The sequence below is a fragment of the Candidatus Corynebacterium faecigallinarum genome, assembly GCF_052264515.1.
GTDB lineage: Bacteria > Actinomycetota > Actinomycetes > Mycobacteriales > Mycobacteriaceae > Corynebacterium > Corynebacterium faecigallinarum.
Window position 1 is genome coordinate 125,086 of the sequence record NZ_JBQQOC010000002.1, and the last position, 25,230, is coordinate 150,315.

Here is a 25,230-nt window from a genome sequence, read left to right on the forward strand (position 1 = left end):
CCGGGCGGCGGTGGGCTCCCCGCCACCGGCTACCATGGTCGCTGTGAACCGATCCAGCTCCCCCCGTCGACAGAACGCCACCGGCCGGCCGGCCCGCCGCGGCACGCTGGCGTCCATCGCCGCAGAGCTGGGGGTGTCCCGGACCACCGTCTCCAACGCCTACAACCGTCCCGAGCAGCTCTCCGTGGAACTGCGTGAGAAGATCATGCGCACCGCCGAGCGCATGGGCTACGCCGGGCCGGACCCCATGGCCCGCTCGCTGCGCACCCGCCGCGCCGGGGCGATCGGCGTCCTGCTCACCGACGACATGACCTACGCCTTCGAGGACCAGGCCTCCCTGGAGTTCATGTCCGGGGTCTCAGAAGCCTGCGTGGGCATGGACACCTCAATGCTGCTGATCCCCGCCGGTGCGGAGACCAGCGAGGAGGACCGCCCCGCCGCCCTGGTCAACCAGGCGGTCGTCGACGGGTTCATCGTATACTCCGTCGCCGCCGACGACCCCTTCCTCGCCTCGGTACGGGCCCGGCAGATCCCCACCGTGGTCTGCGACCAGCCGGCGGACGACCAGGGGCTCAACTTCGTCGGCATCGATGATGCCGAGGCCATCCGTCCGGCCGCCCAGGCGCTCGTCGATGCCGGCCACCGCCGCATCGGTGTGCTGTGTATCCGTCTGGACCGCACGCCGAACAATGGTCCTGTGAGCGCTGAACGCCTGCGGAATGCGCAGATGCACGTGCAGAAGGGCCGCGTCACCGGCATTCTGGACGTGCTGGCGGACGCGGGCATCGACCATCCGGACGTGCCTGTGGTGGAACGACACCTCAACAACCCCGAGACCGCGCGGGAAGCCGCCGCCGAACTGCTGGAGAACAACCCCGGGCTCACCGCCGTGGTCTGCACGACCGACAGTCAGGCGCTGGGAGTGCTCGACTACGCCGAGATCAACGGACTGGACGTCCCCGGGGACCTGTCGGTGGTGGGCTTCGACGGTATCCCGCGCGCCCGCGCCCGTGGCCTGTCCACCGTGGAGCAGCCCAACCGGGAAAAGGGATTCACCAGCGGAAACGTCCTCGCCGCCCTGATCGGACGCAATTCCGAGACCACTCGCCGCAGCGAGGCCCGCGGTGCGGCGACGATGCAGTGGGCCGAGCCGGAGCCGCGGATCATCCTGCCGACCCGCTACCTGCCGGGTGCTACCGTCGGCCCCGCGCCGCGCTGAGCTCGGCGAGGAACGCCGCCACCGCCGTCGGATCGGCCAGGTGCCTCTGGGCGAGCGTCTCGCCGTCGCCGACCCGCACCCCGACATCAGGACGCGCCGGGTGGTGGGAGGCGTCCCCGCCCTGGTTCAGGACGGCCTGTGCGGTCTCGTCGGTGACGTCGTCGCCGATGAACAGGACAGCGTCCGGACGGTGGTGTTCAACGTAGGTGCGTAGGTAGCCGCCCTTCGTCGCCGCCGACACCGCGACCTCCACAATGTCCTTACCTTCGGTGACCGTGGCCCCGTCGAGTTCGCCGGCGGCAGCGGCGAAATCCGTGTAGACCTGCTCCGCGGTCCGGCGGTCCGCCGCGCCCCGGATGTGCAGCCCCACCGCGAACGGCTTGTACTCCACCGACAGGCCAGGGTCACGCAGGGCGAAGGATTCGGCGAGCTCACCGAGGACGCCCAGGAGCGTCCGCTGTGCCTGTGACAGTTCGTCGGACGTCCCGAGGGAAGGCTCGGCGGGTTCAGCACCGTGACTGCCCACCAGTCGGATGTCGTCCGGGCCCGGGTCGACCACCGCGGAGATGTCGGCGACGGGCTGCAGCATGCCGAGGTTGCGTCCGGACAGCAGCATGACGGTGGTGCCGGGGTATCCGGCGAGCCGGTCGATGCTCTCCCGGGCGCCCGGGACCATCCGGACGTCCATCGGCTCGGTGGAGAACTCGGCCAGGGTGCCGTCGAAGTCCAGGGCGACCAACAGTTCCGGGACCCGGGCGAGGTACTCGACGTCTGCGGGGGTGACGGTGCTGACGCTGCGCTTGTCGCTCATGGTGACCAGGGTAGTCGGAGCGCCGCGACTCAGTACGTGGCGATGAACTCGACGAAGCGTCGGGCCTGCCAGTCGGAGACCTTGTCGTCGCTGCGGGTCAGCCGCATTTCCTCGTCGCTCGGGGTCGACCAGCGCAGTTCGGCGTCGTCCAGCACCTCGACGAGACGGTCTGCGAGCACTTCGTCGTTGGGCATGCAGGACGTCCCGTCCTGCTCCGAGGAGTCGCGGGCCTCGAGGTCCTCGAAGCGGATCTTCTCACCCTCCAGCCATTCGATCGTCCCGCTCAACGCCATGCACCCGATGCCGCCGGTGAATGACTCGCCGCCGCCCAGGGCGATCCACGACCGCGTCTGGTCGGTCTGCGACAGCCCGGACTCCACCGCGGTGCCGGACTCCTCGGCCGGAGCGTCCTCGATCCGGGTGAGCTGCCAGCGCACGTCGACGAGCTCGGCGGGGGCCTCGGAGCCGCAGGCAACGAGTGTGGCCGCCGCGCCGGCGACGGCGACACCCAGGCACGTTCCCCTCAGCGCGCCGGCCCGGCTCATTCGGTCACCACCTGCGGATCGAGGACCTCCAGGAACTTGCGGGCCCACCCGTGGACGTCGTGGGCGGCGACCTCCTCGCTCATCGAGGTCATCCGGGCCCGACGGTCCTCCTCCGGGGCAGTGACCGCCTGCATGATCGCCGCGGCGGTGGACTCCACGTCATAGGGGTTGCACAGGTAGGCCTCGGGAAGCTGGGTGGCGGCACCGGCGAACTCACTGAGCACCAGGGCGCCCGAACCGTCCGAGTGGCTGGCCACATACTCCTTGGCAACCAGGTTCATACCGTCCTTCAACGGGGTGACCAGCATGACATCGGCTGCGGAATACAGGGCGAGCAGCTGCGCGAAGGGCATGTTCGCATGGGAGTAGTGCACCACCGTGTGACCCAGGCTGCCGTAGGAACCGTTGATCCGGGAGACCGTGCGCTCCACGTCCTCCCGGGTGCGGGCATAGGACTCCAGCCGTTCCCGCGACGGGGTGGCGACCTGGACCAGGCACACGTCGTCCGGGTTGAGGTCACCGCGGGAGAACAGATGCTCCAACGCCTTGAGGCGCTGCATGATGCCCTTGGTGTAGTCCAGCCGGTCCACCCCGGCGAAGAGGATCTTCGGGGAGCCCACCCGGCGACGTAGGGCCGTCGATGCCGCGATCGTCTCCGGGGAGGAGGCGGTGGCCGTCACTCCCTCCGAGTCGATGGAGATCGGGAAGACACCCACCTTGACCTCGCGGCCGTCAGGAGCGCGTACCGTGCCCGCCACGGCATCCCGTCGCGGCAGCCGGGCACCGCGGATATAGGACACGCCCTCCTCGTCGGTGCCGGCAGCACCGTCGGTACCGCAGGCATCGCCGCTGCCGACCTTGCTGAAGGTGACGTCGGCGCCCAGGGCACGCAGGGTGTACAGGAAGTTCCATGCCGAATCCGGGGTGTGCAGGCCGATCAGGTCCGCACCCAGGGTGCCCTGCAGGATGTCCCAGCGCCACGGCGCCTGACGGAACAGCTCGGGGGCGGGGAACGGGATGTGCAGGAAGAAGCCGATCTTCAGGTCGGGGCGCATCTCACGCAGCATTCCCGGGACCAGGTGCAGCTGGTAGTCCTGGACCCACACCGTCGCCCCCTCGGCGGCGACCCGGGCGGCAGCCTCGGCGAACCGGCGGTTGACCGTGCGGTACGCCCGCCACCAGGAACGGTGGAACTCCGGGTGGACGATCAGGTCGTGGTACAGCGGCCACAGTGTGGCGTTGGCGAAACCCTCGTAGTACGTGTGGAACTCAGCGGTGGACAGGTTCACCGGCACCAGTGACACCCCGTCGGCCAACCCGGGCAGGTCACCGTCGGCGATCTCGTCCTGCGGCGAATCAGCGGCGACCCCGGGCCAACCGACCCATGACCCGTGGCTGGACTTCAGCACCGGACGCAGCGCGGTGACCAGGCCACCAGGACTCGTCGCCCAGTAACTGTTCCCCTCCGCGTCGGTGGCGGGGTTGACGGGCAGCCGGTTCGCGACCACCACCATGTCACTTCGGTCGTCTGTCGTTCCCGCTGCAGTCGTCGCAGACGCCGCACTCGCCGCAGTAGTCACTGTGACCTCAATCCCTTTCCCGCCGCCGTGGAACTACTCCCCGGTGGTCTTCTTGGTCGCCTTCTTCGCTGTCGTCTTCTTGGCGGTGGTCTTCTTGGCCGGAGCCTTCTTCGTGGTCTTCTTCGTCGCCTTCTTGGTGGCCTTCTTCGCCGGCTTCGGGTTCTTGGCCTCTTCCTCCGCGGCGGCATCGGCGGCGACCTTGCGGTGGATCAGACCCTCCGGCTCGACCCCGAGCATGCACATCAGCGTGGCGGCGTCGAGGAAGTCATTGGCGTAGGTCGCGACGATGCGCTGCGCAGCGATCGCGGTCTCCTTCTCCACGGCGTGCAGAGACTCTGCGCTGGTGGTGTGGTTGTCGGTGACCTTCGGCGGCACGTAGAACTCCCTGGTGTGAATACTGGTCGAGATAACAGTCAACTAACTTGCGTAAGCGCCCACTCTAGCCCGTCGGGGCATCTCCTGCAGCGTCCACCCCGCGATCGGAGTCTGCCTTCCTCCGGCGACGGTTGACGAACGGGTCCGGCAACCACGGGGTGCCGCGTCGGCGCTGCCGACGCACCGTCCAGTGCGCCGGTCCCGCAGGACGCTCAGCGTCGGACCCCGACCCCGACCCGGCGCCCGAGCCCCGACGGCCCCGGGCCCGACGGGCGGGCGGACGACGCAGGTCATTGTGGCGGTACAGGATGCGAGGACGTCGCAGCCGACGGGCCACCCACTCGCCCAGCACCACGCCGGCAGCCAGTGACGTCGCCGTGGCCAGGGCGATACCGAGGTTGGAGATACCGAAGACGAACTGGTCGGTGAGCATCGAGTACATGCCCCGGTACAACGCCAGCCCCGGCAGCAGGGGGGTGATACCCACGATCGCGGTGATCTGCGGCGGGATCAGGTACCGACGGGACAGCAGACCACCGGCGAGGCCCACGAACGCTGCGGTGACACCGGCGGAGGTCACCGCACCCAGCCCCATCTCCAGCAGCACCAGCCGGTAGAAGGAGTAGGCGATCAGCGCGGTCACCGTGGCGATGACCAACGCTCGCCGGGCGGTGAAGGATGCCAACGCGAAGAACATCGCGGCACCTACCCCGCCGAGAACCTGGACGGCCGCGCCGCCGAAGTTCCCCTGGGTGGAACTGGTGTCGATCGGAGGCAGGGTCATGCCCAGCTCCGCGGTGAGCATCACTCCGACACCGATGCCGGAGATGATTCCGCCGGTCATCAGCACGGTCTCGTAGAACCGTGCCGAGGAGGTCACCGGGGCGCCGGTCACGCCGTCCTGCAATGCCTGGACCAGCGTCAACCCGGCGAGCATCGCGACGATGCAGGAGGCGATCACCAACGACGGCGATAAGTAGATGTCCAGAGACCGGGCGAAACTGTAGCTCACCGCCGCGGGGATGGTGGCGATGATCCCGCCGAAGAAGTTCTGGAAGAACAAGGGCAACGATTTCGAGGACAGCCACACGTTCGTGGCCATGATGATCACCGTGGTGATCGTGGCGATCAAGGCCACCAGTGGCTCGCCGCCGAGCATCAGGGCCACCGATCCGGCGAAACCTCCCCAGGAGAGCACCGCCCAGCGGATGCGGTAGGGCGGTGGGCTGGTCTCGATGTCGTCGAGGATGCTGCGGGCCAGCTCCAGTTCGGTGGCACCGTTGACGATCGACCGGACGAGGCGGTCGACCTCGGTGAGCCGCGAGAAGTCCGTGTTCAGTGACCGGACCACCCGGAAGGTGTTGGTCGGCGCACTGGTGCCGTTGGATGACGTGTAGATGGTGATCGTGTTCAGGGTGATGTCGACGTGGCAGCCGTACAGACCGTAGGACGACGTGACCGCGCGGATCTGCGCGCGCGTATCGGTGTTGCCCGTGCCCGAGGCCAGCAGCAGGTCACCGATACGTGACGCGGTGTCCATCACCCGGTGGACCTCGGCAGGGTCGGTGAGGTTGACCGGGGCGAGGGGGGACGGCGGAGGCGCGGTGCGGATCGTGTCGATCGTCGACTTGTTGCCGCCGGAGACCAAGTCGTATGCGCGGTTGCGCAGGGAGGTGATTCGGTTGGTGACACGTCCCACGGAGCTGCTCTCACCCTTTCTGTCGACCCGGTCGGCGTTGACCTCTCCTTTGGCGGAGAATGGTCGGCGCCGATGCTTCTCCTGCTCACTCTACGTCACGGGCAGGAGGATTCGATGTGCCCCCGACGCTGCTGGTAGGATCACCTGTCGAATACCGTGGAGCCGTCGGTCCAGTGTGAGCTGGGGGCGTGAGGCCGGGTTTTCCGCTGGAGTGGCGCAATCGGTAGCGCAACGGTCTTGTAAACCGTAGGTTGCGAGTTCAAGTCTCGTCTCCAGCTCAACAAATACGACGAACGCCACGACCCCAGAGGATGGGTCGTGGCGTTTGTCGTGAGGGAGGAGAGGCTGGAGAATCAGGAGAGTGGAGAGGCTGGAGAACTAAAAAGAGTGGCGCGGGGCCTAGCTGGAGCCGGGCAGGCCGGGAATCGGAAGGTTCGGCAGGCTCGGCAGTTCCAGGCCGGTGGAACCGATGATCTGGTCGCCGTTGCTGGAGCCGAAGCTGGAGCCCAGGTCCGGGGCGATGGAGGAACCGAGGTTGGCATCGCCGAAGGACGAACCCAGGAACTGGTCGCCGAAGGACGGGCCGAGGTTCAGGTCGCCGACGGTGTCAGGGCCGATGTTGATGTTGACCGGGGGCAGGGCCGGGAACCGGAACAGGGGACCGGTGGTGATTTCGAGGTACAGGTCCTTGATCGGACCCGCGACGATCTCCTGGATTTCAAGAATCAGAGACATGGGTGGCTCTCCTTCGAGCGGAATAAGTGCAGGGCACAGCGCCTCGCTGAGGAGAAAGTTAGCCTGATTCCGTCAAAAAGTATGTCCGGGGAAACAAGATACCCCCATAGGGGGTTGGGTATGTAGAACGGGCTGACCGTTCATCGGCGGCCGTGGGGCCTGCCATCACCTTTTGTCGCTGCGCCCGTGGTGTTGGAAACGTGGGACGAATCGTCGTTCCTGAGGCCGGAAACCAGCAGATGGTCACACCTGTCTGACATGGTGGGTGCGGCGCGGCCGGCAATGTCTGTGACCATGGCTGAGGCCACCCCACAGACCACCCCACAGACCACCCCACAGACCACCCCAGAGATCACCGTCCGTGAGACCGTCGAGGCAGACATCCCGGCGATCACCGCGATCTACAACGAGGCCGTCGCCAACACCGTGGCCGTGTGGAACGACGACATCGTCGACGAGGCGAACCGGTTGCAGTGGCTGGCCGAGCACCGCGTGCCCGGGACGGTGGCGCTCACCGCCGTGATGACAGATGACACAGATGACACTGGCGTCGAGCAGGTCCTCGGCTACGCCACCTACGGGGACTTCCGCCAACACGACGGTTTCAGGCACACCGTCGAGAACTCCATCTACGTCGACGGCACCCGCCGCGCCGGGGGAGTGGGCACCGCACTGATGGAGGAGCTGATCGTGCGCGCCCGGACCGAGGACGAGCACGTCATGGTCGCCGCGATCGAAGGCTCCAACACCGCCTCACTGAAGCTCCACGCCAAGGTGGGCTTCGAGGAGTGCGGGACGGTGCGTCAGGTCGGCACCCAATTTCGGCCGCTGGCTGGACATGCCCTTGATGCAGCTGATGCTCTGACTCAGACCCGCCCAGCTCAGACCCGCCCGTTTACACCCGCCACTGGGCGGCGGTGCGCCACTCTTTGCCGGTGACGGTCAGGACATGGTCCTTGGCGCCGAGGGTGTGGAGCAGTGCCCCGTTGAATCCCTTAGCCAGGGTGATTGCCTCCTTGAAGTTAGAGCAGGCTCAACATACCCCATCAGGGTTCCGTTGTGGACCCTTCTTCCTGGTTAGTGCTGTTCACGTCTTTCATGTCCTTCTCGCCACGCACCTTGAGCAACAGCAGCAGGCCGGCCAGCAGCACCACGGCGATGCCGAAGATGCCGTAGCGGTCGTCGCCGGTGGTCGCGGTGAAGATGGCGAAGGCGGCCGGTGCCATCCAGCTGACACTGCGTCCGGTGGTGGCGTACAGGCCGAACATCTGGCCTTCCCGACCGGGCGGGCTGACCCGGGTGAGGTAGGAACGCGAGGCGCTCTGGGCGGGTCCGACGAACAGGCACAGCACCAGGCCGAATATCCAGAACATCAGCGGACCGTCGACGAAGAACAGCACCCCGGCGTCGATGACCAGCAGCACCAGTGACACCATGATCACCGGCTTCGGCCCCCACCGGTCGTCCAGGTAACCGGCCCCCAGCGCGCCGAGTGCGGAGACCACGTTCGCCGCCACGCCGAACAGCAGGACGTCGCCGGCACTCAGCCCGTACACCGACACCGCCAGCACTGCGCCGAAGGTGAACACACCGGCCAGGCCGTCGCGGAAGACCGCTGAGGCAATGAGGAACCACACCGCCGAGCGGTCGGTGTGCCACAGCGCCCTGATGTCGCGGAAGAGACCCAGGTAGGACTCCTTCACCGAGTTGGTCTGCGTCTCCGGGTCCGGGGTGTTCTTCGGCACCTTGCGTAGCACGGGGATGGCGGACACCAGGAACCACACGGCGGCGAGCGCGGCCACCAGGCGCACATTCCAGCCGTCCTCGACCGGGACGTTCAGGAAGCCGCGGGTGTCACCCTCGCCGGCGATGAACCCCAGGTAGCACACCAGCAACAGGACGATCCCACCGAAATAGCCCATCGACCAGCCGAAACCGGAGACCCGTCCCACATTCTCCCGGGTGGAGACCTGCGAGAGCATCGCGAAGTAGCTGACCTCGGCGAACTCGAAGGTCACCGAGGCCACGGCCATGATCACGATACCGGCCCAGAAGTACACCGGCTGATCGTCACCGATGCCCACCAGGGCGAACATCAGTCCGACTGTGATGAACGTCCAGAGACCGACCGAGCGGCGTCGGGTACCCCGGATGTCCGACCGCCGACCCATGATCGGGGCGATCAGCGCGATACTCACCCCGGCCACCGCCATGGCGATGCCGTACCAGCTGGCCGGGCTGATCCCGCCGCCCGTTTCACCCTCGATGGAGGTGCCGACCGAGTCGGTGAGGTAGACGGAGAAGATGAAGGTGACCAGCACGGCGTTGAATGCCGCCGATCCCCAGTCCCAGAACGCCCACGCCAGGGTGGGGCCGCGGAAGATGCCCTTGGTGGGCTCGGGTGTGGTGGGCTCGGGTGAACTCATGGACACCACAGTATTGCCCCGACGAAACTTTGTCGGTGTAACCCGGCCGTGTCTTCCTGCGGTCAGGACGCCAGGTCGCCGCTGTACAGGTTGAACCGGTCGTCCCGGGTGAAGCCGGTGAGCAGCAGCCCGGACTCGCGGGCCATGTCGACCGCCAACGACGTCGCCGCGGAGACGGCGACCAACCCGGAGAACCCGGCCAGCACCGCCTTCTGCACCAGTTCGAAGGACGCCCGTGAACTCATCACCAGGTACACCGCCCGGTCCGGGTCGGACGCATCGACGTCCCCCGGCAGCCGGTCGTCGAGCATCAGTGCACCGATGACTTTGTCGGCGGCGTTGTGGCGTCCGACGTCCTCCCGGACGATCAACGGACGCCCGTCGGTGGTGAAGGCGCCGGCCGCGTGGATGCCGCCGGTCTTGCGGAAGGCCTCCTGGGCCTCGCGCAGTGCCTGCGGCATCGCGATGATGCTGGTGGGGGTGGGACGCACCGGCGTCAGCGTGTAGCGCTTCTGCTTCAGCAGGTCGTCGATGCTGCGGGTGCCGCAGACGCCACAAGCAGAGTTCGTGGTCACGGTGCGCACCGGCAGGTAGGGCTGCGCCACGGGCAGAGTCGGGAGGTCTGGGGGAGTCAGGGAGACGTCCAGGGTGTTGTAGGTGTTCTCGTTGTTCGGACCCACCGCACCGGCGCAGTAGCGGGCGGTGGAGACGTCCGAACGGTGCGAGATGACCCCCTCGGCGTGCAGCAGCCCGTGGACCAGCTCGATGTCGTGGCCCGGGGTACGCATGGTGGTGGTCAGGTCGGTGCCGTCCACCCGGATCTGCAACGGTTCCTCCACCGCGAGCCGGTCGGCACGCGTGTCGACCTCCACGGTGGCACCACTTGCGCCGCCTCTGTCGCCGCTGACCCGGACCTTCGTGACCCTGGCCTTGTCAATCAACCGTCCCATGATCAAGGAAGCGTACTACTTCTCCGCCGACGGCATCGGCGGCATGTCCTCGGCGCGGCGCCCTGTCGGCTCCAGGTAGACCGGGGTGGACTTGAACACCGGGGTATTCGAAATCTTCACCGCGTGGTCCAGCGGGATCACCACATTGGCCTCCGGGAAGTAGGTGGTGCAGCCGCCACGGGAGTGGTCGTACTCCACGACGCGGAAGGCCGGGGCGCGGCGCTCGCCGTCCTCCCAGCGGGAGACGATGTCCACGATGTCGCCGTCGCGCAGGCCCTGCTCCGCGGCATCCTGCGGGTTGACGAAGACCACCCGGCGACCGTTACGGATGCCGCGGTAACGGTCGTGCATCCCGTAGACGGTGGAGTTGAACTGGTCGTGGGTGCGCACCGTGTTCATCATCAGCTGACCCTCCGCCAGCTGCACCATATTCGGCTGGTTCACCGTCAGGTGGGCCTTGCCGTCGTCGGTGGGGAAACGACGCTCGCGGGGGCCGTTGGGCAGGTAGAACCCACCGGGGTGCTTGAGCTTCTCGTTGAAGTCCTCGAACCCGGGGATGGTGTTGGCGATGTGGTTGCGGAGCACGTCGTAGTCGTCGATCATCGGCTGCCAGAACGCATCGCCGAAGGTCTCCCGGCCGATGGAGCACAGGATGTCGACCTCGCTCTTCAGGTTCGCCTTGCGGTTCGCCCGACGCTTACCGGTCGAGGCGTGGACCTTGCCGGCGGAGTCCTCGACCGTCACCGACTGCGGGCCGGCCTTCTGGATGTCCATGTCGGTACGCGACCGCACCGGCAGGATCAGCGACTTCTCGCCCGGCCAGGCGTGCGACCCATTCGGCTTGGTGGACAGGTGCACGGTCAGCTCATTGGCAGCCACGCCCTGCTCCAGCACCGAGGTGTCGGACGCCACGCGGATCAGGTTGCCGCCGAGGGAGAGGAAGAACTTCACCTTGCCGTCGCGCATGGCCTGCAGCGAGGCGACGGTATCGTAGCCGTGCCTGCGGGGGACCGGGAAGTTGAACTCCTTCTCGATCGCCGCCAGGAAGCTCTCCGGGGACTTCTCCCAGACGCCCATGGTGCGGTCGCCCTGGACGTTGGAGTGGCCGCGCAGCGGGGCGGTGCCGGAACCCGGCTTGCCGATGCGTCCGGTGAGCAGCAGGGTGTTGGTCATCTCCTGGATGGTGGCGACCGCGTCCTTGTGCTGGGTGACGCCGAGGGTCCAGGTGATGACGGTGGAGTCGGCCTTCTCGATCGCGTCGACGGTGGACAGGACCTGCTCACGGGGGATGCCGTGGGCCAGTGCCAGCTCGTCGTCGTCCAGCTCCGCGAGGTGGGCGGTGAGGTCCTCGAAGCCGGTGGTGTAGTTCTCGATGAACCAGTGGTCGATGACCTTGTCGCGCCGGACGAGTTCCTTGTTGATCGCCAGGAACAGGGCGCGGTCACCGTCGAGACGGACCTGCAGGTAGTCGTCCGAGATCTTCTCCTTGAAGCCCAGGTAGGTCTTCACCGACTGCGGCTCACGGAAGTTCATGAGCCCGGCCTCGGGGATCGGGTTGACCGAGATGATGTGGCCACCGTTGTCCTTGCAACGGGAGAAGGCGGTGAGGGCGCGCGGGTGGTTGGTGCCCGGGTTCTGGCCGACGGAGATGATCAGGTCGGTGGTGTGGAAGTCGTTCATGGTGGCCGACCCCTTGCCCAGCCCCAGGGTGGCGGACAGGGCGGCGCCGGTGGACTCGTGACACATGTTCGAGCAGTCCGGCAGGTTGTTGGTGCCCATGCGACGGGCCAGCAGCTGAATGGCGTAGGCCGACTCATTGGGGGCCTTGCCGGAGGTGTAGAAGACCGCCTCGTCCGGCTCGGTGCGCTGCAGCTGCTCGGCGATGATGCCGATGGCCTTGTCCCAGCTCACCGGACGGTAGTGGTCGTCGCCGGAGGAGCGGTCGTAGAGCAGTGGTTCGGTGATGCGTCCGACCTTGCCCAGCCAGTGGTCGGTCTTCTCCCGCAGCTCGCTGACGGAGTAGTCGGCCCAGAATGCGGCATCGGCCTTCTTCGGGGTCGTCTCCTCGGCAACGGCCTTGGCACCGTTCTCGCAGAATTCGACGATGTTGAGGTCGGCCTGGTCAGGCTCGGGCCAGGCACAGCCGGGGCAGTCGAAGCCCTTGTGCTTGTTGATGGTCAGCAGCGAAGGCGTCGCGTTGTTCGGCAGCGCGTGCCCCATGGCGTGGAGCACCGCCGGAAGACCGGTGGCGGTGTCCTCCAGTTCGGAGACATCCGGGTGGTCGTACCGGTTCGCGATCGGGTTCACCTGGGCGCGGGGTTCTTGCAGGCTGGTCATGCCATCGAGCCTATCCTTGCCCGGTGCGGGGCTGCGAACAGGAAAAGTGCTGTTGTTGACCTGACCACTATCCTGCGCGGCGGTGTCGGCACGGGGTCGTCGGGAAACCGCAGGTTGTGACCTCGGTCATATGGCGGTGTCGTAGGGCCGTTCGGTGATTCCGTCCCCGGACCCGGCCCGAACTAGTCCTGCGCGAGGGTCGTGATGCGCTCGATCAGAGGGGAGAATGCCTCGGAGAGGTTATCTGCGGAGGTGTTTTCCGGGCCTGCGGACTGCGCTGCGGACAGCTCTGCACTCTGTGCGGCAGCCTGTCCTGCTGCGAGGCCGATGAGGAAGGCGGTCACCGGCGCAGCCGGGCGGGACCGGTTGTGCGCCACCGCGGAAGTGAGGTCCAGCACGTCCTTCACGCTCGCACGGACCACCTCCTCCGGCAGGCCGAGTTCCTCGGCGACCTGGGTGAGCCAGGCATGCGCACTGCGCATCGCCTCAGGGGAGTCCTTGCGGTTGGAGCTACCTGACTTGTCGGTCTGGTCAGTCTGGTCAGTCTGGTCGGACGTGTCGGACATGGCGCGGTCCTTTCGCTGGTGGATGGTCCGGACCCCGGGGGCGCCCATGTCGGAAACGTGGGATGAATCGCTGGTATGTCGGTCAAAAACCAGCAGATGGTCCCACGTTTCTGACAAGGACAGGTGCGAGGCCGTGACCGTCGAGGATAGTCGAGACTGCCCGGGCGCTACTCCGCCTGGTAGAGCGCTGCGGCGGCGGTGAGCAGCATCTCGCCGGACTGCGGCCCGAAGCTCAGCGCCTGGCTGTCCGGGATCGACAGGATCCGGTGACGTTCGCCGGCGGTGGTCTGTGCGATGCCTGGCTTGGCCAGCAGCCCGTCGAGCCCGCCGGTGGACTCCAGGCCCGCCGACATCATCACGATGACCTCCGGGTTCAGCTCGGCCAGTGCCTCGGCGTTGGCCGGGGACGCTTTGCCGATGCCCTGCTCCTTCGCTGCGTCCACCCCGCCCAGTGACTCGATGAGGTCGGAGGTGCCGTCGCCGGAGCCGAGGATGTAGAAGACCCCGCCGTCGCCGCGGGCGTAGAGGAACGCCATGCGCATCGGATCCCCGGGGGCGGTGTCACCGATCGCCTCGATGGCCTGATCGATCTCATCCTCGGCGCGGGTCGCCAGGGTGTCCCCGACCTCCGACAGACCCACGACAGAGGCCAGGGTGGAGATGTCGTCGCCGACGGTGTCGATGGAGTGGTCGGGGTTGATCTTCACCACGGAGACACCGGAGTCGCGCAGTTGGGAGATGGCCTCATCCGGCCCGATGCTGCCGTCCACGATCACCAGGGACGGGTCGAGGTTGAGCACGGCCTCGGCGTTGATCGAATGCCCGCCCTGGGTCACCACCGGGAGGTCGGACAGTGACGGCTCCATCGAGGAGACGGTGCGTCCGACGATATTGTCCCGCAGGCCCAGGCCGGCGAGGGTGCGGGAGATGGTGCCGTAGATGTCGAGCGGGATGATCCGGCTGACATCGTCGATGGTCACGTCGTGGCCGTCGGCATCGGTGAGTTCCACCGGCAGGTCCGGCTCGGCGTCCCCGGCCCCCTCGGCCGGGGTGACGTCCCCGACGGTCTCCGCGGTGGAGGTGCCGGTGATCTCCCTCGGGTCGGAGACATCGGCCTGGTCGGTGAAGGCCGTCAGTGCGGCCTCGAAGGAGGTCTCCTCCGCGGTGCCGGTGGTGCCGGTGTCGTTCTGTGACCCGACACCGCAGGCCGTCAGGCCGGTGGTGGCGACAGTGGCAGACAGCAGGAGACAGGCCAGTGCCCTGGCCGGACGACGAAACATCATGATGATGAAGATATCACAATGTGAGACGCCGAAGTAAGCTGAGGCTAAGCGGGGGCTTCGAGGGCTTTACGGGTGTGGTTGGCCAGCTCCCGGGCCAGTCGGGGGATCTCACGCTCCCAGGAACGAGCGGCGGAGCCGTCGGCGGAGTCGCTGACCAGTTTGAGCAACTGGACCGGCACCCCGAAGTGTTGGGCGACCATGGCCACGGCGTATCCCTCCATGTCCACCAGGTCAGCGTCCTCGGCCAGGCGGTCGCGTGTGGTGTCGTCGTCGACGAAGGTGTCGCCGGTGGCCAAGGTCACGGACGACCCGGACGACGCGGTGTCGGCCAGCTCGATCGGGGGATACTCGTCAGCCCCGGTCAGTGCGGCAACCGCGGCATGCGAGAAGTCGTGCAGCAGCACCCGGTCCACCCGGTGCAGTCCGGACATCCCCGGACGCAGTGCCCCCGCAGTGCCGATGTTGATGATCGCACTGGGCAGTCCGCCGACCCGGAGGTAGTGGTGCAGACAGTCGGTGAGGGCCAGGGTGGTACGGATCCGCCCGATTCCGGTGAGCAGGACGGGGGAGTCTTCGTCGATGCCGGACGCTTCGGACGCCATCGCCACGACGATCAGTGGTTTACCCGGGACGATCTCGCCCCGGTGCAGCCGGCTCTGGTCGGGAAGGTTCTCAGTCACGCTTCCCGATGATACCGGCGAAACCGGATCTTAGGAGACCTGCGTTTCCCCCACCCAGTCCAGGTAGTCCTGGGTGATGGTGCCGGTGACGTACTCGCCGGTGAAGCAGCTCAGGTCCAGGCCGTCGAGCGTGGTGTCGGTCTGGCCGTCGAGGATCGCCGCGGCGAGGTCCTCGACTTCCTGGAACACCAGGTGATCGGCGCCGAGCAGTTCGCACATCTCCGGGATGGTGCGTCCGGTGGCGACGAGTTCCTCACGGTTGGGGATGTTGATCCCGTAGACGTGCGGATGGCGGATCGGCGGGGCGGCGGAGGCGAAGGACACCTTGCGCGCCCCGGCGGCCTTCGCCATCGCGATGATCTCGAAACTGGTGGTACCGCGCACGATCGAGTCATCGATCAACAGGACGTGCTTGCCGGCGAACTCGGTGGACATGGCGTTGAGCTTCTGGCGCACACTCTTCTTGCGCACCGCCTGGCCGGGCATGATGAACGTCCGGCCCACGTAACGGTTCTTGAAGAATCCCTCGCGGTAGGGCAGGTCCAGGGTGCGGGCGACCTCCATCGCCGCAGGACGTGCCGAGTCCGGGATCGGCATGACGACGTCCACGTCCTCGATCGGGACATGCTTGGCGATGGTGCCGGCCAACCGGGCGCCCATGCGCAGTCGCGAGTCGTAGACGCTGATGCCGTTCATCATTGAGTCCGGTCGCGCCAGGTAGACGTACTCGAAGGAGCAGGGTTCCAGGGTGGCGCCGGGGGCGCACTGGCGGGAGTACAGGATGCCATCGGAGCTGATGAACACGGCCTCGCCCGGGGCGATCTCGCGAACGACCTCGTAGTCGGCGTTCTCCAGGACCAGGGACTCCGAGGCCACGACCCATTCGTCGTGGCCGGCGACGGTGGTGCCGTCGGACTGTCCGTTCGGGCCGGTCGGCCCACGGCGACCGAGGACCAGCGGACGGATGCCGTTGGGGTCGCGGAAGGCCAGCAGGCCGTGGTGGGCGATCAGGGAGATGACGGCGTAGGCGCCCTCGACCCGGTCCTGGGTGGCGGTGACGGCGTCGAAGATGGCGTCGGGGTTCAGGTCGTCCGGCCCGGTGGTGGACTGCAGCTCATTGGCAAGTACGTTGAGCAGCAGTTCGGTATCCGAGGTGGTGTTGAGGTGGCGCCGGTCGCGGTAGCGCATCTCGGAGGTCAACTCGCGGGTGTTGGTGAGGTTGCCGTTGTGCACCAGGGTGATGCCGTAGGGGGAGTTGACGTAGAAGGGCTGTGCCTCCTCCTCACTGGATGCCGCCCCCTTCGTCACATAACGCACATGCCCCAGCCCGGCGGTTCCCAGCAGGGACCGCATGTCCCGCGTACGGAAGGCCTCGCGGACCATACCCTTGGCGCGGAAGAGGTGCATGTGGCCGCCGTCCTCGACCGTGGCCATGCCCGTGGAGTCCTGCCCGCGGTGCTGCAGGAGGAGAAGGGCGTCGTAGATGTCCTGGTTGACCGGGTTGTTACCGACCATGCCGACGATGCCGCACATAGTGTTGGAAATACCTCGCTGAAGTCGCTGAAGTCACTGAGAGTGGATGCAGGGGTAAAGCCTACGCGCATAGTGGGGACGGACCATCATTCGGTCGAGGGAAGGGGCGCGGACCGGTGGGACTCCCGGGGGGGCCGACCGGGTGTGAGGGTGGTGTATGACACTCATTTTGCCTTTATTTGCCCAGGTTGCTAGCGTGGACAGGTCTCGCGGGGGACACCTGTGCCCTCCGATCCCGGGACCGAAGACCACGACGGGCACCGTCAGGTGTGCGTCTATCACGTCCAAGCAAGTTCAAGAACCACTTTGTCACAGGCCCTCCGCCCTTTGCGGCCGCGTCAAGAACACCAGGTAGCGAGCAATCCGGACTATTGAGCCCGGGGAGCGTCGAGTTGCGGGTCAATCAACACGCGGTGACGCCCGGGTGGGTCGGGAACCCTGACGAGAAAGGCTATAGGTCATCCCATGACCATGACTGACCCCATCGCGGACATGCTGTCCCGCGTGCGGAACGCGTCCAACGCGTTCCACGACAGCGTCTCGATGCCGTCCTCCAAGATCAAGGCCAGCATCGCTGAGATCCTGAAGTCCGAGGGCTACATCGCCGACTACGCCGTCGAGGATGCCTCGACCGGCAAGCAGCTCACCCTGGAGCTCAAGTACTCCCAGTCCCGCGAGCGTTCGATCGCCGGACTGCGTCGCGTGTCCAAGCCGGGCCTGCGTGTGTACGCCAAGTCCACCAACCTCCCGAAGGTCCTCGGCGGCCTGGGCGTGGCCATCATCTCCACGTCCCACGGCCTGCTGACCGACCGACAGGCGACCGAGAAGGGCGTGGGTGGGGAAGTCCTCGCCTACGTCTGGTAAAGGAAGAGGAGGCTAAGTACTAATGTCACGTATCGGTAAGGCACCCGTGGCCCTCCCCTCCGGCGTTTCCGTCGCTATCGACGGTCAGAACGTTGAGGTCAAGGGCCCCAAGGGCACCCTCTCCCAGGTCATCCCGGCCCCGATCTCCGTTGCCCAGGAGGACAACGAGATCATCGTGAGCCGTCCGGACGACCACCGCAAGAACCGCTCCCTGCACGGCCTCTCCCGGTCGCTCGTCAACAACATGGTTGTCGGCGTCACCGATGGCTACACCGTGAAGATGGAGATCTTCGGTGTCGGCTACCGCGTCCAGGCCAAGGGCCAGAACCTCGAGTTCTCCCTCGGCTACTCCCACCCGGTCCTCATCGAGGCACCGGAGGGCATCACCTTCGCGGTCGACGGAAACACCAAGTTCTCCATCGCCGGTATCGATAAGCAGCAGGTCGGACAGATCGCCGCCAACATCCGTCGTCTGCGGAAGGACGACCCCTACAAGGGCAAGGGCATCCGCTACGAAGGCGAGCAGATCCGTCGCAAGGTCGGAAAGACGGGTAAGTAGAGATGGCACAGAGCACTGCATCAAACAAGCGTCTGCCGGTGGGCAAGGACATCTCCACCCGCCGCCGCGTCGCGCGTACGCGTCGTCACTACCGTCTGCGCAAGAACATCAGCGGCACCGCCGAGATCCCGCGTCTCGTCGTCCACCGCACCTCCCGTCACATGCACGCCCAGCTCATCGACGACGTCGCCGGCCACACCCTGGCCGCAGCGTCCACGATCGAGCCCGAGGTCCGTGCACTCGACGGTGAGAAGAAGGACCGCGGCGCCCGCGTCGGCGAGCTCATCGCCGAGCGTGCCAAGGCCGCCGGCATCGAGACCGTCGTCTTCGACCGTGGTGGCTACCAGTACCACGGCCGCGTCGCCGCTCTGGCTGACGCTGCACGTGAGGGTGGTCTGAAGTTCTAATGCGTATCGACAACATTTACACCGACGGAAGGAACGCGTGATGTCGGATCGTGATCGTAACGGCGGACGCTCCGCCGATAGCAACCGCGACAACCGCGACAACCGCGGCCGCGACAACAAGCGTGACGACCGCCGTGGCGGCCGTCGCGACCAGCAGGACGAGCGCTCGCAGTACCTGGAGCGCGTCGTCACCATCAACCGCGTGTCCAAGGTCGTCAAGGGTGGTCGTCGCTTCAGCTTCACCGCTCTCGTGATCGTGGGCGACGGCCAGGGCATGGTCGGTGTCGGCTACGGCAAGGCCAAGGAAGTTCCGGCTGCGATCCAGAAGGGTGCCGAGGAAGCTCGTAAGAACTTCTTCCGTGTCCCGATGATCGCCGGCACCATCACCCACGAGGTTCAGGGTGAGGACGCCGCCGGTGTCGTCTGGATGAAGCCGGCTGCGCCGGGTACCGGTGTCATCGCCGGTGGCGCCGCCCGCCCGGTCCTGGAGTGCGCTGGCATCCAGGACGTCCTGTCGAAGTCCCTGGGCTCCGACAACGCCATCAACGTCGTCCACGCCACCGTGGACGCCCTCAAGCAGCTGGTCCGCCCCGAAGAGGTTGCTGCCCGCCGTGGCAAGACCGTCGAAGAGGTCACCCCGGCCGCGATGCTGCGCGCACGCGCTGCAGGACAGGGAGCGTGATTTCCATGGCACTGAAGATCACCCAGCTCAAGGGAACCGTCGGAACCATTTCGAAGCAGCGTAACTCGCTGCGCTCGCTTGGCCTGAAGCGCATCGGCCAGTCGGTCGTCCGCGAGGACACTCCGGTTGTCCGCGGACAGATCAACACCGTGCGCCACATGGTCAAGGTCGAGGAAGTTGCAGGGGAGTAGAAAATGAGCGATCCCATCAAGCTCCACGATCTGCGGCCGTCCAAGGGTGCCAACACCGCCAAGACCCGTGTGGGTCGAGGCGAGGCGTCCAAGGGCAAGACCGCCGGTCGCGGTACCAAGGGAACCAAGGCCCGTAAGAACGTGCCGGCGTACTTCGAGGGTGGCCAGATGCCGCTCCAGATGCGCCTGCCGAAGCTGAAGGGCTTCAAGAACCCGGCGAAGGTCGTGTTCCAGGTCGTCAACGTCGACGAGCTGGCCACCGCCTTCCCCAAGGGTGGCGACGTGACCGCTGCTGACATCGTTGCCGCGGGCCTGGTCCGCGCCAACCAGCCGGTCAAGGTCCTCGGCGACGGCGAGATCTCCGTGGCACTCAACGTGTCCGCGCAGAAGTTCTCGAAGTCTGCCAAGGAGAAGATCGAGGCTGCCGGCGGCTCTGTCACCGAGGCCTAGTTCTTCACCGTCCTGACCGTGCACACGGTCACCACGGACAGACGCCGAACCCCGTTTCCCCGGTCCTGGGGGAGCGGGGTTCTCGTCATGTCCGGCACAGTTCTCGTGGGACGGGGCGGCCCGATGTCGGTAGGGCGGGGCGGGACAGGGTGGGACGGTGTCAGATACGTGTGATGAATCGCTGGGATCGGGCCGGAAAACCAGCACACGATCCCACGAATCAGACATGTGCCCCGTACACACCCTGCCCGAGCTCGCTTCACACCCTGCCCGAGACTGCCGCTCGCCCCGCCCGCACCCCTCTCAAACCCGGAACAACTCTGCGGCCCAAGGGCCGGAAATGTAGCCTACCGTTCGGGTGCTGCTATCCTTGTGCAGTTGTCTGTTTCCCGTTTGCGTGGCCGTCCGTCACACGGTCTCTGCCGACGGAATAATCTGACCCACACACTTACCCCCAAGTAGAAACCATCGGCGGGGCCGGCCCCGGGTACCCCACCCGGAACGTGTCCGCTGAACCAGGAGGCAAACGTGACCGCCTTGCTCTCTGCGTTCCGGGATGCTGATCTACGCAAGAAGATCTTCTTCACTCTTGCGATGATCGTGCTGTACCGGATCGGAGCACAGATCCCGACCCCGGGTGTGGACTACGCGGAGGTCACTTCGCAGCTCCGGTCCCTGACCGAAGACGGCCAGAACAGCATGTACACGCTGATCAACCTCTTCTCCGGTGGCGCGCTGCTCCAGCTGTCGGTCTTCGCGATCGGCATCATGCCGTACATCACCGCCTCGATCATCGTGCAGCTGCTGACCGTGGTCATTCCGCGCTTCGAGCAGCTGAAGAAGGAGGGGCAGTCCGGTCAGGCGAAGATGACGGAGTACACCCGCTACCTCACGGTGGCGCTGGCGCTGCTCCAGTCGGCCGGCATCGTGGCGCTGGCTGACCGTCGTCAGCTCCTGGGGCAGGACGTCCGCGTCCTGCACGAGGACGTCGGTGTCTTCGGCCTGATCACCATGGTCACCATCATGACCGCCGGTGCCGTGCTGGTGATGTGGTTCGGTGAGCTGATCACCGACCGCGGCGTGGGCAACGGTATGTCACTGCTGATCTTCGCCGGTATCGCCACCCAGGTACCCTCGCAGGGCGGTCAGATTCTGAGTAGTTCCGGTGGGTTCGTCTTCGCCGGTGTCGTCGTCGCCGTGCTGATCCTCATCATCGGCGTGATCTTCGTCGAGCAGGGCCAGCGCCGTATCCCGGTGCAGTACGCCAAGCGCATGGTGGGTCGTCGCCAGTACGGGGAGACCTCCACCTACCTGCCGCTGAAGGTCAACCAGGCCGGCGTTATCCCCGTGATCTTCGCCTCGTCGATCCTCACGGTACCGATCCTGATCACCCAGATCATCCAGTCCGGCAACGCCGGCCAGGACGACAACTGGTGGAACCGCAACGTGATGACGGTGCTCTCCGATCCTTCGGACTGGAAGTACATCGTCGGCTTCGGTGCCCTGATCATCTTCTTCTCGTACTTCTACGTGTCGATCCAGTACGACCCGGCCGACCAGGCCGAGAACATGAAGAAGTACGGTGGGTTCATCCCGGGCATCCGTCCGGGACGTCCCACCAGTGAGTACCTCTGGTACGTGATGACCCGCCTGCTGCTGGTCGGTTCAGTGTACCTCGCGGTCATCGCCGTCCTGCCGAATGTCGCGATCACCATGGGCCTGGCCGATGATGGGGCAGCCTCAAGTCTTGGTGCGTTCGGTGGTACCGCTATCCTGATTATGGTCTCGGTCGCACTGACCACCGTCAAGCAGATCGAATCACAACTCATGCAAGCCAACTACGAAGGATTCCTCAAATGAGACTCGTTCTCCTCGGCCCTCCCGGTGCGGGCAAGGGCACGCAGGCCGCCATTCTGGCTGACTCCCTGAAGGTGCCGCACATCTCCACGGGTGACCTCTTCCGTGAGAACATCGCCAAGGAGACCGAACTCGGTCGCCAGGCGCAGGAGTACATGGACGCCGGAAAGCTGGTCCCGACGTCGGTGACCGCCGACATGGTGCGCAAGCGCCTGGAGCAGGACGACGCCGTCGACGGCTTCCTGCTGGACGGTTTCCCCCGCACGGTCGAGCAGGCCGGCATCCTGGGTGAGATCCTGAGCGACAAGGACACCGCCCTGGACGGTGTGCTGAACTACCAGGTGTCCGAGGACGTCGTGGTCGAGCGCATGCTGGCCCGTGGCCGCAGCGACGACACCGAGGAGACCATCCTCACCCGCCTGCAGGTCTACCGGGACGAGACTGCCCCGCTGATCGACTTCTACTCCGACATCATCGTCAACGTCGACGCCGAGGGAACCGTCGAGGACATCTCGTGCTCCACCCTCGACGCCCTGGACCGCTAGAGAGCTGCTCCGAGCACCCATGGGTTTCCGTAAGTCACGCAAGATCATCCGGGGCAAGACCCCGGCGGAACTGGACGCCATGCAGGCGGCCGGCGAAATCGTCGGCCGTGCACTGCAGGCCGTCCGGGACGCCGCCGTGCCCGGGGCCACCACCCTGGACCTCGACGAGGTCGCCGAGGACATCATCCGCTCCTCCGGTGCGGTGCCGACGTTCAAGGGCTACGGCGGTTTCCCGGGAAGCGTCTGCTCCTCGGTCAACGACATGATCGTCCACGGCATCCCGGATGCCGAGACCGTCCTGAAGGACGGCGATCTGGTCTCCATCGACTGTGGTGCCACCCTGGACGGTTGGGTCGGTGACTCCGCGTGGACTTTCGGGGTCGGCGGGGACGACGCCCTGTCCGACGACGTCCGCCGGCTCAACCAGGCCACCGAGTTCGTCCTGTACGAGGGTCTGAAAGCGATGGTGCCGGGGAACCGGCTCACCGACGTCTCGTGGGCGCTGGAGGAGGCCACCGGGCGGGCCGCCGACACGTTCGGGGTGCCTCTGTTCATCGTCGACGGTTACGGCGGACACGGCATCGGGCGAGAGATGCACCAGGAGCCCTACCTCGCCAATGAAGGCAAGCCCGGTAAGGGACCGTTCATCGAGGAGGGGTCGACCCTGGCGATCGAGCCGATGCTGGCGCTGGGCACCGCAGACTCCTACGTCCTCGACGACGACTGGGGCGTGAAGACCACCGACGGGTCCTGGGCCTCGCACTGGGAGCACACCGTGGCCGCCACCGCCGACGGCCCCCGGATCCTCACCCCGCGGTACTAGAGGAACGGCCGCAGCACCGCTGCGGAGAGCTGGCCCCGGGGACGCCGGTGAAGCCCTGGGTACACCATTTGGTGTGCCCAGGGCTTTTGCCGTACGATTAGCCGTTGGTGTGGACACAGGCATGCACACGGTTGTGTGCCGCGGTCCGCAGCACAACAAGACCAGACCTAATGGCCTGCCCCTGACGTGGGACGGGCCGGGAAAAGTGGAGGATATGGCTAAAGAAGGCGCCATCGAGGTTGAGGGCAAGGTCATCGAGCCCCTGCCGAACGCGATGTTCCGCGTTGAGCTGGACAACGGGCACAAGGTGCTCGCACACATCTCCGGCAAGATGCGTCAGCACTACATCCGTATCCTCCCCGAGGACCGGGTCGTCGTGGAGCTGTCGCCCTACGACCTGACCCGCGGCCGGATCGTCTACCGCTACAAGTAGACACCGGTCGGGCCGTCCCCACGGTCTGGTCGACTGACATGAAGAACGCCTCCACTCATCTCCCCGTCACGCCCTGTCGCTGTAAAGCGCAGTGGAGTTGACGGGAACACCTCCGGCCGCGGCGGCTGGAGCCTGCCGAACTACACCCGGAATTCTCCGGGACAAGATCGGGTTACCGGGACGAGGGTGGAGAAAACCGCCGCTGACAAACCGGAAGGAACTGCCTCATGGCACGCCTTGCTGGTGTTGACCTCCCGCGCGACAAGCGCATGGAAGTTGCACTCACCTACATTTTCGGCATCGGCCCCGCCCGTGCCGGCGAACTGCTGGAGAAGACCGGCATTTCTCCCGACCTGCGGTCCAAGGACCTGACCGACGAGCAGGTTTCCGCTCTCAAGGACGTCATCGAAGCCACCTGGAAGGTCGAGGGTGACCTCCGCCGCGAGACCCAGGCTGACATCCGTCGCAAGATCGAGATCGGCTGCTACCAGGGTCTGCGCCACCGTCGTGGCCTGCCCGTCCGTGGTCAGCGCACCAAGACCAACGCTCGTACCCGTAAGGGCCCGAAGAAGACGATCGCAGGAAAGAAGAAGTAGTCTATGCCTCCCAAAGCACGCGCAGGCGCGCGCCGTACCGGCCGCCGCGTCGTAAAGAAGAACGTGGCGCACGGCGCCGCGTACATCAAGTCCACCTTCAACAACACCATCGTGTCCATCACGGACCCGAAGGGTGCTGTGATTTCCTGGGCATCCTCGGGCCACGTCGGCTTCAAGGGTTCCCGTAAGTCCACCCCCTTCGCCGCCCAGATGGCTGCCGAGTCCGCTGCCCGTAAGGCAATGGAGCACGGCATGAAGAAGGTCGACGTTTTCGTCAAGGGTCCGGGCTCCGGCCGCGAGACCGCCATCCGCTCCCTGTCCACCGCCGGCCTCGAGGTCGGAACGATCTCGGATGTGTCCCCCCAGCCGCACAACGGCTGCCGTCCGCCGAAGCGTCGTCGCGTCTAACTAGAAAGGATAGGGATTAGATCATGGCTCGTTACACCGGATCCGCCACCCGTAAGTCCCGTCGTCTCCGCGTCGACCTCGTCGGCGGGGACCGCTCCTTCGAGCGCCGCCCGTACCCCCCGGGTCAGGCTGGCCGTACTCGCATCAAGGAGTCCGAGTACCTCACCCAGCTGCAGGAGAAGCAGAAGGCTCGCTTCACCTACGGCGTGATGGAGAAGCAGTTCCGCCGTTACTACGCAGAGGCCAACCGTCGTCCGGGTAAGACCGGCGACAACCTGGTCGTCCTGCTGGAGTCCCGTCTGGACAACGTCGTCTACCGTGCCGGCCTGGCCCGCACCCGTCGACAGGCCCGCCAGCTGGTCTCCCACGGTCACTTCACCGTGAACGGCAAGAACATCAACGTGCCGTCCTTCCAGGTCTCCCAGTACGACATCATCGACGTCCGGGACCGCTCCCGTTCGATGCTGTGGTTCGAGGAGGCCCAGGAGCTGCTCGTCGACGCCGTCGTGCCGGCGTGGCTCCAGGTCGTGCCGTCCACCCTGCGCATCCTCGTGCACCAGCTGCCCGAGCGCGCCCAGATCGACGTTCCGCTGCAGGAGCAGCTCATCGTCGAGTTCTACTCCAAGTAGGACGTCGGGTCCTCACCGACCCGTTCATCGTCGTCACCGCATGCGGT

28 protein-coding genes and 1 tRNA gene are annotated in these 25,230 nt (G+C 66.2%); 16 read left to right on the top strand and 13 right to left on the bottom strand.

The window, feature by feature from the left end; translation table 11 throughout:
- The first annotated feature begins 43 nt into the window (after nucleotides 1-43).
- Nucleotides 44-1,219, top strand: coding sequence for a LacI family DNA-binding transcriptional regulator (locus ACTXPP_RS01780; RefSeq protein WP_443340589.1), 1,176 nt, complete (start codon nucleotides 44-46; stop codon nucleotides 1,217-1,219).
- On the opposite strand, the gene otsB is transcribed toward ACTXPP_RS01780, so the two are convergent.
- The 5 genes from otsB to thrE form a co-directional block, all read right to left on the bottom strand.
- Nucleotides 1,194-2,030, bottom strand: a complete 837-nt coding sequence (gene otsB / locus ACTXPP_RS01785) for a trehalose-phosphatase (protein WP_301494420.1) — start codon at nucleotides 2,028-2,030, stop codon at nucleotides 1,194-1,196. The genes ACTXPP_RS01780 and otsB overlap by 26 nt on opposite strands.
- A 29-nt stretch (nucleotides 2,031-2,059) precedes the next feature.
- The gene (locus ACTXPP_RS01790) at nucleotides 2,060-2,575 is read right to left on the bottom strand and encodes an META domain-containing protein (protein WP_301494418.1); all 516 of its coding nucleotides are present in this window, start codon (nucleotides 2,573-2,575) and stop codon (nucleotides 2,060-2,062) included.
- The gene (locus ACTXPP_RS01795) at nucleotides 2,572-4,089 is read right to left on the bottom strand and encodes an alpha,alpha-trehalose-phosphate synthase (UDP-forming) (RefSeq protein ID WP_301494450.1); all 1,518 of its coding nucleotides are present in this window, start codon (nucleotides 4,087-4,089) and stop codon (nucleotides 2,572-2,574) included. Before ACTXPP_RS01795 ends, ACTXPP_RS01790 begins: the two co-directional genes overlap by 4 nt.
- A 99-nt stretch (nucleotides 4,090-4,188) precedes the next feature.
- Nucleotides 4,189-4,530, bottom strand: coding sequence for a hypothetical protein (locus ACTXPP_RS01800; protein ID WP_301494448.1), 342 nt, complete (start codon nucleotides 4,528-4,530; stop codon nucleotides 4,189-4,191).
- A gap of 64 nt (nucleotides 4,531-4,594) precedes the next feature.
- Nucleotides 4,595-6,229 carry a threonine/serine exporter ThrE gene (thrE, locus tag ACTXPP_RS01805; protein ID WP_443340592.1) on the bottom strand — a complete coding sequence of 545 codons (1,635 nt, stop codon included), beginning with the start codon at nucleotides 6,227-6,229 and terminating at the stop codon, nucleotides 4,595-4,597.
- A gap of 205 nt (nucleotides 6,230-6,434) precedes the next feature.
- Between thrE and ACTXPP_RS01810 the strand changes: the two genes are divergently transcribed.
- Nucleotides 6,435-6,507: transfer RNA gene (locus tag ACTXPP_RS01810), tRNA-Thr, on the top strand.
- 121 nt (nucleotides 6,508-6,628) lie between these two features.
- On the opposite strand, the gene ACTXPP_RS01815 is transcribed toward ACTXPP_RS01810, so the two are convergent.
- A complete protein-coding gene (locus ACTXPP_RS01815; protein WP_301494415.1) occupies nucleotides 6,629-6,964 on the bottom strand; it encodes a hypothetical protein in 336 nt (111 codons plus the stop codon).
- Between the two features lie 294 nt (nucleotides 6,965-7,258).
- On the opposite strand from ACTXPP_RS01815, the gene ACTXPP_RS01820 reads away from it, so the two are divergent.
- The gene (locus tag ACTXPP_RS01820; RefSeq protein WP_443340594.1) at nucleotides 7,259-7,903 is read left to right on the top strand and encodes a GNAT family N-acetyltransferase; all 645 of its coding nucleotides are present in this window, start codon (nucleotides 7,259-7,261) and stop codon (nucleotides 7,901-7,903) included.
- Nucleotides 7,904-8,010: 107 nt separating this feature from the next.
- Here the strand turns inward: ACTXPP_RS01820 and ACTXPP_RS01825 are convergent, their stop codons facing one another.
- The 7 genes from ACTXPP_RS01825 to purF all read right to left on the bottom strand — a co-directional run bounded on the left by ACTXPP_RS01825 (nucleotide 8,011) and on the right by purF (nucleotide 16,739).
- Nucleotides 8,011-9,390 carry an MFS transporter gene (locus ACTXPP_RS01825; RefSeq protein ID WP_443340596.1) on the bottom strand — a complete coding sequence of 460 codons (1,380 nt, stop codon included), beginning with the start codon at nucleotides 9,388-9,390 and terminating at the stop codon, nucleotides 8,011-8,013.
- Between the two features lie 62 nt (nucleotides 9,391-9,452).
- Nucleotides 9,453-10,340: a formate dehydrogenase accessory sulfurtransferase FdhD gene (gene fdhD, locus ACTXPP_RS01830; RefSeq protein ID WP_443340598.1), complete on the bottom strand. Its 888-nt coding sequence runs from the start codon at nucleotides 10,338-10,340 to the stop codon at nucleotides 9,453-9,455.
- A 15-nt stretch (nucleotides 10,341-10,355) separates the two neighbouring features.
- Nucleotides 10,356-12,677 carry an FdhF/YdeP family oxidoreductase gene (locus tag ACTXPP_RS01835; RefSeq protein ID WP_443340600.1) on the bottom strand — a complete coding sequence of 774 codons (2,322 nt, stop codon included), beginning with the start codon at nucleotides 12,675-12,677 and terminating at the stop codon, nucleotides 10,356-10,358.
- A gap of 182 nt (nucleotides 12,678-12,859) precedes the next feature.
- Nucleotides 12,860-13,243, bottom strand: a complete 384-nt coding sequence (locus tag ACTXPP_RS01840) for a DUF6457 domain-containing protein (protein ID WP_443340602.1) — start codon at nucleotides 13,241-13,243, stop codon at nucleotides 12,860-12,862.
- Between the two features lie 167 nt (nucleotides 13,244-13,410).
- Entirely contained in the window at nucleotides 13,411-14,529 is a 1,119-nt protein-coding gene (locus ACTXPP_RS01845) for a heme/hemin ABC transporter substrate-binding protein (protein ID WP_443340631.1), read from the bottom strand.
- A 41-nt stretch (nucleotides 14,530-14,570) separates the two neighbouring features.
- On the bottom strand, nucleotides 14,571-15,206 hold the full coding sequence (locus ACTXPP_RS01850) for a nucleosidase (RefSeq protein WP_301498618.1): 636 nt from the start codon (nucleotides 15,204-15,206) through the stop codon (nucleotides 14,571-14,573).
- Between the two features lie 30 nt (nucleotides 15,207-15,236).
- Nucleotides 15,237-16,739, bottom strand: a complete 1,503-nt coding sequence (purF, locus tag ACTXPP_RS01855; protein ID WP_301498616.1) for an amidophosphoribosyltransferase — start codon at nucleotides 16,737-16,739, stop codon at nucleotides 15,237-15,239.
- A gap of 465 nt (nucleotides 16,740-17,204) precedes the next feature.
- Between purF and rpsH the strand changes: the two genes are divergently transcribed.
- The 13 genes from rpsH to rpsD all read left to right on the top strand — a co-directional run bounded on the left by rpsH (nucleotide 17,205) and on the right by rpsD (nucleotide 25,183).
- The gene (gene rpsH / locus ACTXPP_RS01860) at nucleotides 17,205-17,603 is read left to right on the top strand and encodes a 30S ribosomal protein S8 (RefSeq protein WP_301520648.1); all 399 of its coding nucleotides are present in this window, start codon (nucleotides 17,205-17,207) and stop codon (nucleotides 17,601-17,603) included.
- Nucleotides 17,604-17,625: 22 nt separating this feature from the next.
- Nucleotides 17,626-18,162, top strand: a complete 537-nt coding sequence (rplF, locus tag ACTXPP_RS01865) for a 50S ribosomal protein L6 (RefSeq protein WP_301520647.1) — start codon at nucleotides 17,626-17,628, stop codon at nucleotides 18,160-18,162.
- 2 nt (nucleotides 18,163-18,164) lie between these two features.
- Nucleotides 18,165-18,569 (top strand): 50S ribosomal protein L18, encoded by a 405-nt coding sequence (rplR, locus tag ACTXPP_RS01870; protein ID WP_301520646.1) that lies wholly within the window; start codon nucleotides 18,165-18,167, stop codon nucleotides 18,567-18,569.
- A gap of 40 nt (nucleotides 18,570-18,609) precedes the next feature.
- On the top strand, nucleotides 18,610-19,251 hold the full coding sequence (rpsE, locus tag ACTXPP_RS01875) for a 30S ribosomal protein S5 (protein WP_301520645.1): 642 nt from the start codon (nucleotides 18,610-18,612) through the stop codon (nucleotides 19,249-19,251).
- A gap of 5 nt (nucleotides 19,252-19,256) precedes the next feature.
- Entirely contained in the window at nucleotides 19,257-19,442 is a 186-nt protein-coding gene (gene rpmD / locus ACTXPP_RS01880) for a 50S ribosomal protein L30 (RefSeq protein ID WP_301520651.1), read from the top strand.
- A 3-nt stretch (nucleotides 19,443-19,445) separates the two neighbouring features.
- Nucleotides 19,446-19,892 (top strand): 50S ribosomal protein L15, encoded by a 447-nt coding sequence (gene rplO / locus ACTXPP_RS01885; RefSeq protein ID WP_301520644.1) that lies wholly within the window; start codon nucleotides 19,446-19,448, stop codon nucleotides 19,890-19,892.
- Nucleotides 19,893-20,420: 528 nt separating this feature from the next.
- Nucleotides 20,421-21,752, top strand: a complete 1,332-nt coding sequence (gene secY, locus ACTXPP_RS01890) for a preprotein translocase subunit SecY (protein ID WP_301498274.1) — start codon at nucleotides 20,421-20,423, stop codon at nucleotides 21,750-21,752.
- Complete coding sequence (locus ACTXPP_RS01895; protein ID WP_301498276.1) at nucleotides 21,749-22,294, top strand: adenylate kinase; 546 nt, start codon at nucleotides 21,749-21,751, stop codon at nucleotides 22,292-22,294. Before secY ends, ACTXPP_RS01895 begins: the two co-directional genes overlap by 4 nt.
- A 19-nt stretch (nucleotides 22,295-22,313) precedes the next feature.
- Complete coding sequence (map, locus tag ACTXPP_RS01900; protein ID WP_301498278.1) at nucleotides 22,314-23,117, top strand: type I methionyl aminopeptidase; 804 nt, start codon at nucleotides 22,314-22,316, stop codon at nucleotides 23,115-23,117.
- Between the two features lie 214 nt (nucleotides 23,118-23,331).
- Nucleotides 23,332-23,550, top strand: a complete 219-nt coding sequence (gene infA, locus ACTXPP_RS01905) for a translation initiation factor IF-1 (protein WP_301498279.1) — start codon at nucleotides 23,332-23,334, stop codon at nucleotides 23,548-23,550.
- Nucleotides 23,551-23,777: 227 nt separating this feature from the next.
- Nucleotides 23,778-24,146, top strand: coding sequence for a 30S ribosomal protein S13 (gene rpsM / locus ACTXPP_RS01910; protein ID WP_301498281.1), 369 nt, complete (start codon nucleotides 23,778-23,780; stop codon nucleotides 24,144-24,146).
- A 3-nt stretch (nucleotides 24,147-24,149) separates the two neighbouring features.
- On the top strand, nucleotides 24,150-24,554 hold the full coding sequence (gene rpsK, locus ACTXPP_RS01915) for a 30S ribosomal protein S11 (protein WP_301498283.1): 405 nt from the start codon (nucleotides 24,150-24,152) through the stop codon (nucleotides 24,552-24,554).
- 23 nt (nucleotides 24,555-24,577) lie between these two features.
- On the top strand, nucleotides 24,578-25,183 hold the full coding sequence (gene rpsD / locus ACTXPP_RS01920; RefSeq protein WP_301520596.1) for a 30S ribosomal protein S4: 606 nt from the start codon (nucleotides 24,578-24,580) through the stop codon (nucleotides 25,181-25,183).
- Nucleotides 25,184-25,230 lie beyond the last annotated feature (47 nt).

Coding starts and splice junctions, on each gene's coding strand:
- otsB (WP_301494420.1), bottom strand. CDS start 2,030: ATGAGCGACAAGCGCAGCGTCAGCACCGTCACCCCCGCAGACGTCGAG.
- ACTXPP_RS01790 (WP_301494418.1), bottom strand. CDS start 2,575: ATGAGCCGGGCCGGCGCGCTGAGGGGAACGTGCCTGGGTGTCGCCGTC.
- ACTXPP_RS01795 (WP_301494450.1), bottom strand. CDS start 4,089: ATGGTGGTGGTCGCGAACCGGCTGCCCGTCAACCCCGCCACCGACGCG.
- ACTXPP_RS01815 (WP_301494415.1), bottom strand. CDS start 6,964: ATGTCTCTGATTCTTGAAATCCAGGAGATCGTCGCGGGTCCGATCAAG.
- ACTXPP_RS01820 (WP_443340594.1), top strand. CDS start 7,259: ATGGCTGAGGCCACCCCACAGACCACCCCACAGACCACCCCACAGACC.
- ACTXPP_RS01825 (WP_443340596.1), bottom strand. CDS start 9,390: ATGAGTTCACCCGAGCCCACCACACCCGAGCCCACCAAGGGCATCTTC.
- fdhD (WP_443340598.1), bottom strand. CDS start 10,340: ATGGGACGGTTGATTGACAAGGCCAGGGTCACGAAGGTCCGGGTCAGC.
- ACTXPP_RS01835 (WP_443340600.1), bottom strand. CDS start 12,677: ATGACCAGCCTGCAAGAACCCCGCGCCCAGGTGAACCCGATCGCGAAC.
- ACTXPP_RS01840 (WP_443340602.1), bottom strand. CDS start 13,243: ATGTCCGACACGTCCGACCAGACTGACCAGACTGACCAGACCGACAAG.
- purF (WP_301498616.1), bottom strand. CDS start 16,739: ATGTGCGGCATCGTCGGCATGGTCGGTAACAACCCGGTCAACCAGGAC.
- rpsH (WP_301520648.1), top strand. CDS start 17,205: ATGACCATGACTGACCCCATCGCGGACATGCTGTCCCGCGTGCGGAAC.
- rplF (WP_301520647.1), top strand. CDS start 17,626: ATGTCACGTATCGGTAAGGCACCCGTGGCCCTCCCCTCCGGCGTTTCC.
- rplR (WP_301520646.1), top strand. CDS start 18,165: ATGGCACAGAGCACTGCATCAAACAAGCGTCTGCCGGTGGGCAAGGAC.
- rpsE (WP_301520645.1), top strand. CDS start 18,610: ATGTCGGATCGTGATCGTAACGGCGGACGCTCCGCCGATAGCAACCGC.
- rpmD (WP_301520651.1), top strand. CDS start 19,257: ATGGCACTGAAGATCACCCAGCTCAAGGGAACCGTCGGAACCATTTCG.
- rplO (WP_301520644.1), top strand. CDS start 19,446: ATGAGCGATCCCATCAAGCTCCACGATCTGCGGCCGTCCAAGGGTGCC.
- ACTXPP_RS01895 (WP_301498276.1), top strand. CDS start 21,749: ATGAGACTCGTTCTCCTCGGCCCTCCCGGTGCGGGCAAGGGCACGCAG.
- map (WP_301498278.1), top strand. CDS start 22,314: ATGGGTTTCCGTAAGTCACGCAAGATCATCCGGGGCAAGACCCCGGCG.
- infA (WP_301498279.1), top strand. CDS start 23,332: ATGGCTAAAGAAGGCGCCATCGAGGTTGAGGGCAAGGTCATCGAGCCC.
- rpsM (WP_301498281.1), top strand. CDS start 23,778: ATGGCACGCCTTGCTGGTGTTGACCTCCCGCGCGACAAGCGCATGGAA.
- rpsK (WP_301498283.1), top strand. CDS start 24,150: ATGCCTCCCAAAGCACGCGCAGGCGCGCGCCGTACCGGCCGCCGCGTC.
- rpsD (WP_301520596.1), top strand. CDS start 24,578: ATGGCTCGTTACACCGGATCCGCCACCCGTAAGTCCCGTCGTCTCCGC.